Raw genomic sequence first — 14,918 nt, forward strand, 5'->3', positions numbered from 1 at the left:
CAACTATCCAGTCAGCAATAAAACTCATAATGAAATGATATTTATCACCGGCTGGATAATCTTTTCTCTTAAACATGAAAACCAATTATTGGATACCCTTCAAGGCATTAATCTCGTCATTCATATTTTTATAAACTCTAATAAATGACTCTGCTACGATTTTGAACATTTCCGCTCCGATAAGCAAATCTTCTGCGTGAATCAGCAACAATGACAATTCATTTTTTTGTCCGGCAGATTCTTTTTGTATCATCTTAAAATGTACTTTGTGCCCTTCGGCATAAAGCTTATCACCTTCTTTTATCAATTCCGACGCTTTTTCAAAATCTTTTTTTTCAGCATAGCTTACAGCTTCTATATAAGACGAACGTGCGGCACCTGCGTTGGACAATAATGTCAAAAATTGTGTTTCCGTACTTTCCATATCATTATTCCTTTCCTGCTAATATTGCTAATGCCCATTTCAACACTTTTTCTCCCTGCATACGGCCATAATCGGCAATATTAATAATTTCAACCGGTTTATCGCCCAGTATTTTCTTATATTCATTATACTTAAACTTTAACTGCGGTCCAAGTAATACAATATCTGCCTCGTTAAAATTATTATGGGCTTCTGCTTCCGATACCGCCCATATTCTCACAGCGATATTATCTTTTTGTGCTGCTTTTTCCATTTTCTGTACCATCAGGCTGGTTGACATCCCGCCTAAACAAACCAACAAAATATTTTTCATCTTCATTCATCCTTTCCTTCTGTCTGGCTTTCCAATTCATAAGTTCTTATTGATACTCTTTCACTTATCTTTAAAAACGGCAGATAAAACATTGTCGTCACTACAATGATTACCACCTGAAGCAAAACAACCTTCCAGTCACCACCGCTTGACAGGAATCCCGACAGCAGAGGTGGCGTTGTCCATGGCACATAAATGAACAAAGGTTTTACAAATCCCACGGCGGTGGCAAAATAGCCTATACATGAACCAATAATAGGTGACAAGATAAACGGTATTATCATCGGGATGTTAAAAACAATCGGCAGTCCGAAAATAATCGGTTCATTGATATTAAAAATTCCCGGTGTAAGTCCCAGTTTACCAACATCTTTATAAGGTTCATATTTGCTGAATATAAAGATTGCCAGCAACAGTGATATTGTCAATCCAGTCCCACCCAATTATGCGTAACATGTCTGAAAGTCCGCATTGATTATATGCAGAGCCTGCTGCCCTGCCTGCACAGCCTGCATGTTTTCATTCATGTTGACCAGCATCACTGGATCAAGCAGTGAACCATTTATGACAGATTGATGTATTCCCAAGGCAAAAAGCAGATTGCCGCATGAATATATCAGCAAATATCCCGGTAAAGATGTATTTATTGAGCGCAGCGGTTCCTGTACCATTGCCGATATTACTTGTATTAAATCAGTGTTCATCACGACCTGCAGAAAACTTGACAGCATCCCCATGATTACAAGAGTAAGCATCGATGATAACAATACACTGAAAGTCTTTCCTACCTGCGGTGGAACACCTTCCGGCATATTTATCTGCATGCATTTTAACTCAGTCAATTTAATATACAGCATCGACGATACAAGTCCAATAATTATTCCGGCAAACATTCCCTTTGTTCCTATGTGATTGAACAGCAGCACCCCGTTGGTAATTGACATCGCACCTTCACCGCCGTCCGGTGTAATGGAAACAGTACTTGCCATCATTATTATCAGACTTGACAGTGAAATAACCACTGTAGAAATCGGATTTTTAAAATTTCTATTAACTGAATATAAATATGCTATCATCACTGCAATAAGCAGTCCGGCTATATTCAACGTTCCGTTTGTTAATACGTTACCAAATAACTGCAGTTTTTTAAGGCTTTCCCCCTCAGCTATCAACGGAAATATTACATTATTGATCATTACTGCCAGTCCGGCCAATATAAACACCGGCATTATAGTTATAAATGCATCCCGCAAAGTCCTCAGGTAGATGTTATTGCCGATTTTAACAGCTATTTCAGCAAATTTATCGCTTATCTCATTAAATTTTTCTCCATTCATTATACTTCCCCCCTACATATCATTCCCACCAGATGCTATTACCTTTTTAAACCAAAAATAACTCTTTTTCGGTACCCGCTTCATATCACGCAAGTCACGGTTCCCCCTGTTCACATAAACCAAACCGTAGCGTTTTTCCATATCACCGCCTGAACTCAATATATCTATAAGTCCCCAGCCCAGATAACCGAGCACTTCAACTCCATCCTTATTGATTGCCTTCAGCATTGCATCTATATGTTCCTTATGGTACTTTATCCGGTAATCATCTTCAATTATATTTTCCCCATCCCATTTTTCCCGCACGCCTATACCGTTTTCTATGGGAAATACCGGTATCCGATAGCGCTGATACATTTTATTGAGTACATTCCTGAATCCTGCTGGATCTATCTGCCAGCTCCATTCTGTGGAGTCTATATAAGGATTTACTTTCTTTCCTTTTATCAAAAAATAATTTGGCACTGTTTCTTCGGTAATATTTGTCGAATCGACCGTCGTTGACGCATAATAACTAAAACTCAGAAAATCATTTTTTAAGTCAGCAATATCTTTTAATTCTTCCGGCAGCATCTTCATATCGATATGCTTGGTTTTTACCAGCTTTAACATGGCCGGTGAATATCCCTGTCCGGCAAAACAATCCAGCAAAGAAAAATTTATAAATTCGTCCCACTGTCTGGCACACTCAACATCCTTTGGCCGGCATGATGCCGGATATACTTCACTGTATGCGAGCATCCCGCCGATCTTTGCGTCAGATGTTTCATGGATAAAATTTGATATCTGCGCATGTGCCGTCATTACATTATGCATTATTTGGTACAATTCATCAGTAGTTTTATCGCCTTTAACATATCCTGCTATCCTGAAGGCTATATCTGGCTGTGAATAAAGATTCTGCTCATTGAAAGTTATCCACCATTTGCATTTTGCAGAAAAGCGTTTTACCATTTCCTTACCAAAGCGAACAAATGCTTTTACTGTTTCTTTACTTAAAAAACCATTATACTTTTCTGCGAGATAAAGCGGCATGTCAAAATGGTATAAGCATATCATTGGCTCAATACCACGTTTTATCAATTCATCAATAAAATGATCATAATATTCAATTCCTGCTTCATTCCATGCGCCGGTACCGTCTTTTACGACACGCGACCAGCTTATTTGGAAGCGATACATATTCATCCCGGCATCTTTCATCAAATCAAAATCTTCTGCAAAATTATGAAAATTATCATTGGCAAAATGCCAGTCACTTAAATCCTTTGCCGGTTTTTGCGCGTCATATACTGAAAGACTTTTACCACCTTCATTCCAGCCTCCTTCTGTCTGCATGCTGCTCACACTGTTTCCCCAGAAAAATTTATTTTGCATAGTTATTCATTCTCCTTTATTAGTCATCCTTTATTAATCATATTTTATATAATTTCCCCTTCACCATTCAACTTACAAATTGCACTGTACAGTGCAATTTACATAATTTATACAATTTCCATTTTACCAGTCCCTAAACATTTTTATTATTTTTAGTTTGTTTATTTTCAGTTAACTGCTGCAAATTTTTTCTCAACCGTTCCGGTATCGGAACCCCGGCATTAGCCGCATTTTCCAAAATAGACAAGCCTTCATTACCAATGAAAAAAAATACTATCAATGTGCGGATATTATCCTGTCCTGTAACATAATCCGTGAAATGGGCAACAGCAACCAGTAATAAAATCATCACTTTCCTGCCTATCCCCCAAAAACCGCGTCTGCTGTTAAGTTTTTGCCGGGGATTCTCATATGCAGCAATAACACCGCTAACATAATCAATTGCCATAAAAACTAGTAAAGTTTCCATAGATTTATCAAAGCCTCCCCATAGATACGAAACGGTTTTTCCAATCAGTGACGCTGCTATGCCCGCTTCCCATTCAAGCTTTATCGGAATAAGATTTCTCAGCATTTTTATATCATCTCCTTTCTGAAATCCAAATCTGTCCATGAACATTTTTCTTCTTCCCACCGGCCGGATAGTCTTTGTATATTGAATGTTTTCCCGTTATGCTGTTGACAGCGCAAAATACGAGAGGCCGGCTTCTCACTATAAGGTGAGAACATGTATACAACTGATGAAAAAAATCTGGAATCTTTATTGAAGAACTATCAAGGTTTACTGCGTAAAGCTGCCGGTCAAAATCATTTACGTTCATTCTATGAAGAAGCTTACGCACAAGCTGTACTAAGCTTCTGCGAAGCTGTCCGGCAATTCGATGCAAGCCGTTCCATACCATTTGCCGGATACGTAAAAGCCAAAATCTACGGTGACCTTTATACTCTTTTCAAAAAGCAGCGCCGCAGCTGGCAGCGGGAACTCCCTTTAGAACAGGTCGATGACAACAGCAGTTCACTAATTAATCTGCAGCTCAATTTTGAAGATCGCATTATTGATAAAAATATCTTGGCGATAGCTTTGAAACAATTGTCTACGCGTCAGCGTCAGATTATTGATTACACACTGCTGCAGGGTTTTACACAAACCGAAACTGCCGGATTTCTGCAAATATCGCAGCAAGCCGTTGCTGCCGGTCAAAAGCAGGCACTTGCCTTACTAAAAAAGACATTAACCTAAAAAGAAAAACTGCCAAGGCTGAAAATGCCCTGGCAGTTTTTGTGTCAGATAAAGTTAAAGTTCAACAGTATCTGTCGCTTTCACATAAATCCCCTCTATCCGGGATGCAGCTGAAGCGTTTTTCAAAATGACATTTTTGGCAATCATATCATTCATTACACCTTCCACCGCTGCTCTGGAAATGTCGTCTTTAGGTTCAGCCAGATTATAACTGGCCTTTTTGCCATCTTCCAGTAAAAATACCATTTGTAAATTTTTCTTAGCAGCCATTTTTTCACCTCCTCATTCATAAAAATACAGTTTCATCACGCCTCATCAAGCGTGCATACATCCTGGCGCATTATCACGCCTGCAGGATATTTCTGCAGTTCACTGATGGATTTTCCAACTGTGAGTAACCCATCATCGGCTGTAGCCGGATTGATGGATGCAAAGCTGCGCTGGCTGTATTTTGCTTTACCGCTTTCGGTTACACCAGTTTGGACCTTAATTATGAGCTTTGTGCTCTGGTCAGTTTTTATTGCTGGCATCTTCATTCCCCCTTTCACTTATATACATGCCTTGAATCACAAAAAATACAACTATAACTTTATTTTTATTTATGCCGGTAAGAAAAAATATGATAAATCTGCTAAAAACTTTGACAAAAAATAACATGATCCGCCATGCGGAAATAATTTATTTCCTGTTCTTATAAAGCAAACTTACACAATTATCTATATCTATATAGTAAAAATGCCTTTTGCCGTCATGTATATATATGAAATAATAATAAACAGGAGGTACTAACATAATGAAAGTTTTTATAAATCCCGGTCACATGCCCGGTATTGACAGTGGTGCCGTCAATGGACATCTTTTACTGCGTGAATGCGATATTGTACTTTCACTTGGCCGACTGCTTGCCAGTAAGCTGGAAAGTGCCGGCTGCGCTGTTATGCTGCTGCAAAGTGATAATCTATGCGGTGAAGCTCCTGCTTTTCCCAATGTCTGCCATGCTGCCAATAACTGGCCGGCTGACATATTTATATCGATGCACTGCAATGCTTATAATACTACAGTCCGTGGCACAGAAATTCTTTGCCGAAAGGAAAAAAGCCAAGCTGGTATATTAGCACAGCATATCCGACAGCAACTCAGCAAAACCCTGCACGGCATTGATTCCGATATACCTGACCGCGGCATAAAGGAACGCTTGGATCTGATTGTTCTAAACCATACTGTTATGCCCGCAATATTGATTGAAGTTGCTTTTATTGACAACGATGCTGATGCCCGCATCCTGGTCGAAAAGCAAAATTCTTTAGCCTCTGCCATAGCTCGCGGTATCACTGACTATTGGTGCCATCTGAATTAATAACTGATATTATCTTTCTTTATGTGATATAGTTCAAGTAAGTGTTATTGCATGAGCAGCATTGACACCATAAAAATGTACTCCGCTCCACCACTGTGTGCGATCGCCACCATTCTAAATGTGGATAAAAATTGTGGTATATTGCATACTTATGAACAGAAATGCAGCTTATTGTTATGAATAATTATAATTATGCAATTATTCACAACAAACTGATTCATATATTGACTGCATATTGTATACATGATACAATATTTAATATTCGATAAACATAATACACAACTTGTATCACACAAGGGAGACGAAATCAATGAGATTATGTAAACAGATTGTAAAAATGGCTGATGCAATGCAACCACAGCTAGTGGAAAGACGCCGTGATATTCATCGTCATCCTGAACCGGGCTGGACTGAATTTCGTACAGCTTCTTTAGTAGCTGATGAACTTACAAGATTAGGCTACACGGTGAAAACCGGTGAAGCAGCAATAAAAAAATCTGCCATGATGGGTGTTCCAGACGAAACCATCCTTAAGGCGGCTCAAAAACGTGCTGTGGATCAAGGAGCAGACAAGACCTGGGTTGAAAAAATGAGCGGCGGCCTGACCGGTATTATTGGCACAATGAATTTTTCCAATAATGGCCCGGTTGTTGCACTGCGTTTTGATATGGACTCAAATGATGTTTCAGAAACACAAAATGAACAGCATCGTCCGTACCGAGAAGGTTTTTGTTCCATAAATCCCAATGCAATGCATGCTTGCGGTCATGATGGACATACTACGGTAGGCTTGGCAGTGGCCGGTATCCTATCCAGTCTCAAGGATGAACTCAAGGGAACTATCAAACTTATTTTTCAACCAGCTGAAGAAGGCGTCCGTGGTGCCAGAGCAATGGTAGAAAACGGTGATGTCGATGACGTAAATTATATGCTGGGTGCCCATTTCGGATTCAAGATGAGAAAAACCGGCAGTATTGCCTGCAATGTCAAAGGATTTTTAGCTACCAGCAAATATGACGCATATTTTACCGGCGTACCGGCACATGCCGGAGCCGCTCCGGAAACAGGGAAAAATGCACTTTTAGCGGCAGCTTGTGCAACTCTTAATCTCCATGCTATCTCTCGTCATTCTGAAGGTGTATCACGCATAAATGTTGGCACACTTGAAGCGGGCAGCGGACGCAATATTATTGGTGATAAAGCTTTAATAAAACTGGAAACCCGCGGTGGTTCCAGTAATATCAACAAATATATGGAAACCGAAGCACAACGCATATTAAAAGCAGCTGCGCAAATGTATGATGTCAAAATACAAATTGAAAAAGTCGGTGGTGCTGCCGGTGCCAACAATACGCCCGAATTAGCAAAATATATTCACAGTCAAGCCGAAGAATTAGGCATATTTAACAATATAGTTGATGACTGCGATTTTGGTGCCAGTGAAGATTTCTCCTATTTTATGGAACGTGTACAGGAAAACGGTGGGCAAGCCGCTTATGTAATGGTCGGCGCTGATCTGGCAGCCGGACATCATGATTCACATTTTGATTTTGATGAAAAAGCACTGGGCTATTCAGTAAAGGCACTTACTTGTACAGCAGCCGGTTTGCTGCTCGGTGATAACAAATAATCCGGCTAAGCATAAATATAAAATAAACAATTTAATTTTTAGGGACATTTTTCATAAGGAGTATTTTTAATCACGCTGGAAATTTATTTATGGTATGTTGTAAATCAATTATACTGTTAATCTTTATTTAGCTTCTTTTGAAAAATGTCTCATTTTGTCTATAAATTTATTTATATATCAATGTTTATCGAAAATACAGGCAGATTTTGCCACAAAATTATAAAAATACTTTATTGAAAAGTAATTCAAACAGAGGTAATTTAAATGATTATAGCAGGTGTTGTGCTGATCGTTCTAACTTTCGCAGCAATCGTCAAAAACTACGAAACCAGATTGGTACTATTTATTTCAGGTATAATTATGTGTTTCATCGGCGGTGATGTAGGTGCAGGTATAACTTCATTTATCAACGAATTCACCAATGCCGGATTAGTTCCTACAATTTGTACTGTTTTGGGATTTAGTTATGTCATGGAATACACAACTTGCTCAAAGCATATGGTATACCTTATCTCATCAATTTTAAAAAAATGCAAGGTAATAATGATCCCCGGTGCTGTTCTTGTAACATTTTTCATCAATATCGCTTTACCGAGTGCAGCTGGCTGTGCAGCCGCTGTCGGTGTCTTGCTGATACCATCCCTCATTTATTCCGGGGTACATCCGGCCATGGCAGCTTCTGCTGTTTTTCTAGGAACATGGGGCAGCGTAATGAGTCCGGGACTTATGTTTAACCCTCAGGTTGCCCAGCTGGCAGGGACAGATGTAATGACCGTAATCGGACGATTTTCCTTGCAAGTAATAATAGCAGCTATTGCCGCAGCCATCATCCTGGCCATTATTGCTGTAGTGAAAAAAGAAAACAGTGGCTATATCATAAATGCTGCTGAAGCTAAGGAAGTTGAAGAATTCCATCTGAATTATTTGTATGCCATAATTCCGATACTACCACTTGTACTTCTGATCATCAGCAGTAAACAACTGCATCTGATACCTTATATTTCTGTTCCGGTCGCCATGATAATCGGAACGGCTATCGGTTTTGTAGTTACCCGTCCCAATGTCAAGCAAGCGACAAAACAATTCTTTAAAGGCATGGGTGATGGGATGGGTGACGTCGTCGGATTAATTGCCGCTGCTGCATGTTTTACTACCGGTATGACCGTTATTGGTATAACCGGGGCATTGATTGATGTGATGAAAAACTCACAGCAGATAGCTCAAATAGTATCTGCTTTCGGTCCCTTCTTAATAGGTGCGCTTTCTGGATCCGGTAACGCTGCTGCTTTGGCATTCAACGGGGCAATCACACCACATGCTGCTGATTTTGGCTATGGAATTATCGAACTCGGTTCAATGGCTCAAATTGGTGCCGGTCTGGGACGCTGTATGAGTCCTGTAGCCGGTGCTGGTATCATTATCGCTAAAATGGCTAATATCAATCCATTAGAATTAACCAAGCGCAATACCATACCGACGATAGCCGCAACCATCATTGTCATGTTATTATTACTGTGATCCGGACATTAATATTCTCTGATTACTAAAATATTCTCCCTATATAATTATAAAAAAAATATATTAAAAACACATGCATTATTTATATAAATGCGTTATAATGTACTCAAGATATTGCTGTATACATTATACAATATACTGATAGATATTAATTTAACAACTAATCTATGACATAAAGAAAGGTGTTATTAAAATGAGAAAAGAACGCGATTTTTTAGGTGAATTAGAAGTACCGGACGATGTGTACTATGGTGTACAGACACTTCGTGCCAAAGAAAACTTTCATATCACCGGCCAGACCATTGATCCGGATTTTGTACAAGCTTTCGCCAAGGTAAAAAAAGCTGCTGCCTTAGCCAACATATCCACCGGCCGTCTTGATAAAAAAATAGGCAATGCGCTGATTCAGGCTGCCGATGAAATAATCGCCGGTAAAATGCTTGACCAGTTCCCGGTTGATCCTATTCAAGGCGGAGCCGGTACATCCGTCAACATGAATACCAATGAAGTACTGGTAAATCGCGCTTTAGAAATAATTGGAGAAGCCAAGGGCCGTTATGATATCATTTCACCAAACAATGATGCTAACATGGCTCAATCCACCAACGACTCTTTTCCTACCGCTATTAAAGTCTGTGTAAGCCATAAGAGTAAAAAACTTATTGCTGCTCTGGAACGTCTGGCCGGCGAACTGGACAAAAAATCCGTAGAATACAAGGATATCTTAAAGATGGGACGCACTCATCTCCAAGATGCCGTTCCTATTACGCTTGGTCAGGAAATGGCTTCATACGCTTCTGCGGTACGCCGCGGCATCAAGCGTATCAAAGCTGCTGTTGATTCCATCCATGTGATAAATATGGGCGGTACTGCTGTCGGCACCGGTCTCAACGCTGAACCGGAATATATCAAAACCGTTGCCCAAACACTTTCCGACGTAACCGGTGAAGCCTTCAAGACTGCTGACAATCTGGTCGATGCCACCAACAACACCGATGGTTTTGCTGATGTATCCGCCTCGCTGCGAGTTACTGCACTTACTTTAATTAAGATGGCTAATGACTTTCGCCTTATGGCTTCCGGTCCACGCTGCGGTTTTAATGAATTAAAACTGCCGGCCCGCCAGCCAGGTTCTTCCATCATGCCAGGCAAAGTAAATCCTGTTATCGCTGAAGTGCTTGATCAAAGCTGCTACCAAGTAATAGCTAATGATCTGGCCATTAACCTCGGTGTGGAAAACGGTCAGTTTGAACTTAACGTAATGGAACCTGTAATCTCCTTCAATCTATTTAATTCCATGAACTACATGACCAATGCCGTCAACACCTTTGTCGATAAACTTCTCATCGACCTGCAGGCAAATAACAGACAGTGCCAGACCTGGCTTGACAATAGTGTCGGCGTTGTAACTGCCTTGTTACCGCATATCGGTTATGAAAAATCAGCAATGCTGGCCAAAGAAGCTTACACTACCGGCAAACCGATTCGTGATATAGTCATCGCCAAAAATCTGATGCCGAAGGAAAAACTGGAACACATATTATCTCCGCAGCAAATGACCCATCCCGGCATTGCTGAATAACTTTATAATTTAATCGGCTTTCCTGTCAAGATTGCGGCAATCCAGCATTGCTACAATCTCTTTACATACAACGAGACTTGGATTTTACTTTCCAAGTCTCGTTTTTATTTTGCAATATTTTTTTATTATTATAGCTGACATCCCAATCATTATCCACAAATATTTTTTACTATTAAATTTTGCTAATCTTCATCAAGTTTTCCATAGGCTTATTTATAACTTTCGATATACAAAGTACGAATAAATTTTTTACTGTTTATATGTGAGTTGGAAATTTGCGGTTTTTCATCTTTTTCCAAGGTACGCATCAATGCATACACCTCTGCTAAATCAAAATAACGGGATGCATAATCATCAAATTTGGGATTGGTACAATCGACAATCCCCATTGATGCAATATTTACCATAGCCTGAAAAATAGTGCGGCGCACACGTTGCTCCACAGCCTTAATTTTCTTACAATCGCCTTCCTGTGGTGTTTTTTCGTTTACCAATTGTGTAAAAATGGTTTTCAAAGAGGGAAAGTCATTTGCATTGCTGTCAAGATTTTTCCCTAACCAGTCAATAACTTCCAGTAAGTCTTTGCTGCCCGCCTCACTTTCAATTCCCAAATCCCGTAAAACCATATTTCCCCGCTCTGTAATTGTCATTTTTTTATCACTTTTATCTTTATTAATACCACGCTCATAAGACAAATTATGTAAATCATTTTGAATATTACTGACAAATTTTTTTAAGCAGATATGTTTGCTTACTTCTTTGATTACACCGACCACTTCATTACGGTTTATCGGTTTGGTTATATAACTGTCAACACCAAGTGAATAAGCATTTCCCACCATTTCTTTATTTTCCACCTGTGAAAGCATGATGATCTTACCCAAAAAATCTGTTTTTATACTTTTTACTGTCGAAATACCATCACGCACCGGCATCAGTAAATCAATTATTAGAATATCTATTTTTTCGGCTGTTAATAATTCGTTATCAATATCAACTGCCGAATCCAGTGAACTTATTACCTTTCCCAGCTCACAGTCTTCGATAATATCCTGCAGCATAAACCTCGTTGCCGAATCATCATCAACAATCATAAATCGCATATAATGTTATCCCCTTTTTATCTTATTTAATGGAATCAATAATTTACATTCAACATTATTTACACCGTCAGAATTAATAGTGACCATACCGCCCAAATTTTTTACATGATTTTTTAAATAGGACAGTCCTACACCGGTTGAAGCATTTCCATTACTATCAAATTTTGTCGTATAACCCGGCTGGAAAATAAGCTTCAATCTTTTAATAGGAATAAAGCTTCCTGTGTTGTCCACTAAAATTTGCAGCATATCATCTTTTTCCGCCAGAGATATCTCCACAATTCCCCGTGAGAATATGCCTTCAACTGCATTTGACAATAGATTATTCAACAATGACAACAATGTATATACATGAAGCAGCGGTAATTCTGCCGAAATTTTTGTATAAAATTTTATTTGCTTATTCAATGATTTGGCATATCTGGTATATGTGTCTACAGACAGCTTAATTATTTCATCTGCACTCATATAATCTTCTGTCTTACTATCATTCTTATTAGTCAGTGCCATAAGATTTACATATATTCTCTGGTTGTCTTTTTTTATCGAATGTACGGTTCCCGCCAATGCCAGCATCTTTTGTGCCAGTATCTTTTCTTCTGGTGTGGCAGCTTTTTGATTTATTTCCTCGTATATTTTATAAAACTCACGCGTGGCATTTTCAACATTATTTTGCGACTCATGCAGCTGTACTACTTCATCATAGAGATTGGTTATCATCAACAGCATCCGTTCTTTTTCCTTTCTTTCCTGCTGCATTCGCGATTCTATTGTATAAATCTGTGCCAAGAAGAAAAAACTCAATATAAAAAAACAGCGCAAAACTGCTATGAACATCAGTTTCAAAAGCATCGGTACTGTAACAAAATGCCAGGAATTATTAACCAAAACATTTGTTGCTGAAAGTTCTGCCACACTGGCTACAACTTCAGCCAAAACCGACCAGACTGCAACTTTTACAGCATTGCTGTAAATATATTTGCGGTCAAATCGCGCCAGGGAAAAACATCCCGCATAAAAAAAATAATAAAAAAATGTAGCGGCATGCATCAACAGCGCCCGGGAAAATATATCACATGTTGAGTATACATCAATTACTGCCCGAAAAATCACAACTACCACGCCCATGCAGGCACCAGTAAAAAGTAACGAAGGCCGCCGCATAAATAGAATAAACAGTAAAAAAGTCGGCGAACCCAGACTGACTTGAAATCTGGAAAAATAACCACCGAATGGGTGAAACTTCAATTCTCCGGCCAAAGAAACACATATGAGCATGAACAAAAACAGCAATATATCACGTCGATACCTTTTCAAAAAACTCCTCCTGATAATTCCTTATATTTTATATGTTACATTTATTTTAACATGATAATTGTTTATTAAAAATAAAATGTTGCATAAAAAAATAAATTTTTTTGTATTCTATGAATTTTGTATATATTTCTGTAGAATCTGGTAGGGCAAATTATATATATATTACGAGCTCATTAATAAGATTAAGGTTTTCATATAAATTGTTTATCGTCATAGTTTTTATGATAACTATTGTAAATACCGGTATCTACGTAGTCTGTGACATTCTATAAATCCTTTAAGGAGGAAATCATATGGATAGTAAAAAGACTCCTAAAAACTTTCTGGTAAAAAGTCTAATCTGTTTAGCCATTGGCGTAATACTCTGGTTTATTCCCGCTCCCCAGGGAGTGACACCTCAAGCATGGCATCTACTGGCAATCTTCATTGCCACTATCGCCGGTTTTATTCTCCAGCCGCTACCAATAGGGGCCATCGCAATTATTGCTTGTACTGCTTTAGTCTTGTTCAATGTATTAAAAGCCGGTGAAGCCCTGGCCGGTTTCAGTAACACTGTAATCTGGCTCATCGTATCGGCTTTCATGTTTGCCGAAGGATTCATAAAAACAGGACTTGGCAAACGTATAGCTTATATGCTGCTGGCAAAGTTTGGCAGCAGTTCTTTGCGGGTGGCCTATATAATGAGTGCGGCTGATTTTGTTATCGCTCCATTCACACCATCCAATACAGCCCGCGGTGGCGGGATTATCTACCCGATAGTCCGCAGCATCTGTTCTGCTATAGGTGCAGAACCAGATCAGGAAAAAAATCGCCGTACAGGTGCTTTCCTGATTTTCAGTTCATACTGCGCTGTTATCACCTCAGCCTGTATCTTCCTCACCGGTGCTTCCAACAATGCTCTTGCCGCTTCACTATCCAGCACATTATTCGGTGTCACAATAACCTGGACAGACTGGTTTATCGCCTGTATAGTACCGGGCCTGATTCTCACAGTTCTGACCCCGTGGCTGTTGTATAAAATTATTAATCCGGAACTAAAAGCTACCCCCAAGACCAAAGAATTGGCAACCGAACAGCTTGGTAAATTAGGTCCAATGTCCCGCGCCGAAAAAATACTTTGCGTAATCTTCATTTGTGCTTTGTTATTATGGGCAACCGGTCCTATTCACGGTATTGATTCCGCATTTGTAGCTTTACTTGGTCTCAGTGCAATGCTCTTTACTCACGTACTTGACTGGGACGACATTCTTAAACAAAAGGGTGCCTGGGACGTTCTGGTATGGATGGGCGTATTAGTCAACATGGCTGCTTACCTTTCCAAGCTGGGTCTCATGGGATATCTGGCCAATATTGTCAGCAACAGTCTTGCCGGCACTTCCTGGGGTGTAATGCTGGTAATCCTCTCCATTATTTATGTTTACGCACATTATATTTTAGCCAGCAACAGTGCTCATATCATGGCTTTATTTGCCGCTTTCGCCACAATATTGATAGCAGCCGGTGCACCAGCCTTAGGTGTACTCATAATTTTAGGCGTATTAGCTAACAGCTGTTCCTTCCTCACTCATTATGGCTGTGGTGTAACACCGATATTCTTTGGCGCAAACTACATGAGCCAGGGAAGATGGTGGAAAATAGGTTTTCTGATCACTACGCTTCACATCGTAGTATGGCTGGCAATCGGCTTGCCTTGGATGAAATTTGTCGGGTTCTTCTGATG

The 14,918-nt window shown here is 39.5% G+C and carries 14 protein-coding genes and 1 pseudogene; 6 read left to right on the forward strand and 9 right to left on the reverse strand.

Features of this window, described 5'->3' with window-relative positions:
* Positions 1-85: 85 nt before the first annotated feature.
* From F8M42_RS08880 to F8M42_RS08900, 5 genes and pseudogenes are all read right to left on the reverse strand, one after another.
* Complete coding sequence (locus tag F8M42_RS08880) at positions 86-424, reverse strand: PTS lactose/cellobiose transporter subunit IIA (RefSeq protein WP_182186066.1); 339 nt, start codon at positions 422-424, stop codon at positions 86-88.
* Between the two features lie 4 nt (positions 425-428).
* Positions 429-737 carry a PTS sugar transporter subunit IIB gene (locus F8M42_RS08885; protein ID WP_182186067.1) on the reverse strand — a complete coding sequence of 103 codons (309 nt, stop codon included), beginning with the start codon at positions 735-737 and terminating at the stop codon, positions 429-431.
* Between the two features lie 2 nt (positions 738-739).
* A pseudogene (locus tag F8M42_RS08890) lies at positions 740-2,074 on the reverse strand (PTS sugar transporter subunit IIC).
* A 12-nt stretch (positions 2,075-2,086) separates the two neighbouring features.
* On the reverse strand, positions 2,087-3,451 hold the full coding sequence (locus F8M42_RS08895) for a glycoside hydrolase family 1 protein (protein ID WP_182186069.1): 1,365 nt from the start codon (positions 3,449-3,451) through the stop codon (positions 2,087-2,089).
* 133 nt (positions 3,452-3,584) lie between these two features.
* Positions 3,585-4,025 (reverse strand): phage holin family protein, encoded by a 441-nt coding sequence (locus tag F8M42_RS08900; RefSeq protein ID WP_182186071.1) that lies wholly within the window; start codon positions 4,023-4,025, stop codon positions 3,585-3,587.
* Between the two features lie 153 nt (positions 4,026-4,178).
* On the opposite strand from F8M42_RS08900, the gene F8M42_RS08905 reads away from it, so the two are divergent.
* Positions 4,179-4,691: a sigma-70 family RNA polymerase sigma factor gene (locus F8M42_RS08905; RefSeq protein WP_182186072.1), complete on the forward strand. Its 513-nt coding sequence runs from the start codon at positions 4,179-4,181 to the stop codon at positions 4,689-4,691.
* 54 nt (positions 4,692-4,745) lie between these two features.
* Here the strand turns inward: F8M42_RS08905 and F8M42_RS08910 are convergent, their stop codons facing one another.
* Positions 4,746-4,961 carry a DUF2922 domain-containing protein gene (locus F8M42_RS08910; RefSeq protein WP_182186074.1) on the reverse strand — a complete coding sequence of 72 codons (216 nt, stop codon included), beginning with the start codon at positions 4,959-4,961 and terminating at the stop codon, positions 4,746-4,748.
* A 35-nt stretch (positions 4,962-4,996) separates the two neighbouring features.
* On the reverse strand, positions 4,997-5,221 hold the full coding sequence (locus F8M42_RS08915; protein ID WP_182186075.1) for a DUF1659 domain-containing protein: 225 nt from the start codon (positions 5,219-5,221) through the stop codon (positions 4,997-4,999).
* Positions 5,222-5,484: 263 nt separating this feature from the next.
* On the opposite strand from F8M42_RS08915, the gene F8M42_RS08920 reads away from it, so the two are divergent.
* From F8M42_RS08920 to F8M42_RS08935, 4 genes are all read left to right on the forward strand, one after another.
* The gene (locus F8M42_RS08920) at positions 5,485-6,048 is read left to right on the forward strand and encodes an N-acetylmuramoyl-L-alanine amidase family protein (RefSeq protein WP_182186077.1); all 564 of its coding nucleotides are present in this window, start codon (positions 5,485-5,487) and stop codon (positions 6,046-6,048) included.
* Positions 6,049-6,358: 310 nt separating this feature from the next.
* A complete protein-coding gene (locus F8M42_RS08925; protein ID WP_182186079.1) occupies positions 6,359-7,678 on the forward strand; it encodes an amidohydrolase in 1,320 nt (439 codons plus the stop codon).
* A 264-nt stretch (positions 7,679-7,942) separates the two neighbouring features.
* Positions 7,943-9,196 carry a C4-dicarboxylate transporter DcuC gene (gene dcuC, locus F8M42_RS08930; protein WP_182186080.1) on the forward strand — a complete coding sequence of 418 codons (1,254 nt, stop codon included), beginning with the start codon at positions 7,943-7,945 and terminating at the stop codon, positions 9,194-9,196.
* A 193-nt stretch (positions 9,197-9,389) separates the two neighbouring features.
* Complete coding sequence (locus F8M42_RS08935; protein WP_182186082.1) at positions 9,390-10,778, forward strand: aspartate ammonia-lyase; 1,389 nt, start codon at positions 9,390-9,392, stop codon at positions 10,776-10,778.
* 209 nt (positions 10,779-10,987) lie between these two features.
* Here the strand turns inward: F8M42_RS08935 and F8M42_RS08940 are convergent, their stop codons facing one another.
* Positions 10,988-11,881: a response regulator gene (locus tag F8M42_RS08940; RefSeq protein ID WP_182186084.1), complete on the reverse strand. Its 894-nt coding sequence runs from the start codon at positions 11,879-11,881 to the stop codon at positions 10,988-10,990.
* A gap of 6 nt (positions 11,882-11,887) precedes the next feature.
* The gene (locus tag F8M42_RS08945) at positions 11,888-13,198 is read right to left on the reverse strand and encodes an ATP-binding protein (RefSeq protein ID WP_182186086.1); all 1,311 of its coding nucleotides are present in this window, start codon (positions 13,196-13,198) and stop codon (positions 11,888-11,890) included.
* A gap of 293 nt (positions 13,199-13,491) precedes the next feature.
* Between F8M42_RS08945 and F8M42_RS08950 the strand changes: the two genes are divergently transcribed.
* Positions 13,492-14,916 carry a DASS family sodium-coupled anion symporter gene (locus F8M42_RS08950; protein ID WP_182186088.1) on the forward strand — a complete coding sequence of 475 codons (1,425 nt, stop codon included), beginning with the start codon at positions 13,492-13,494 and terminating at the stop codon, positions 14,914-14,916.
* The last annotated feature ends 2 nt before the right edge of the window (positions 14,917-14,918 follow it).

Source organism: Pectinatus frisingensis (assembly GCF_014076555.1).
Classification (GTDB): Bacteria; Bacillota; Negativicutes; order Selenomonadales; family Selenomonadaceae; genus Pectinatus; species Pectinatus frisingensis.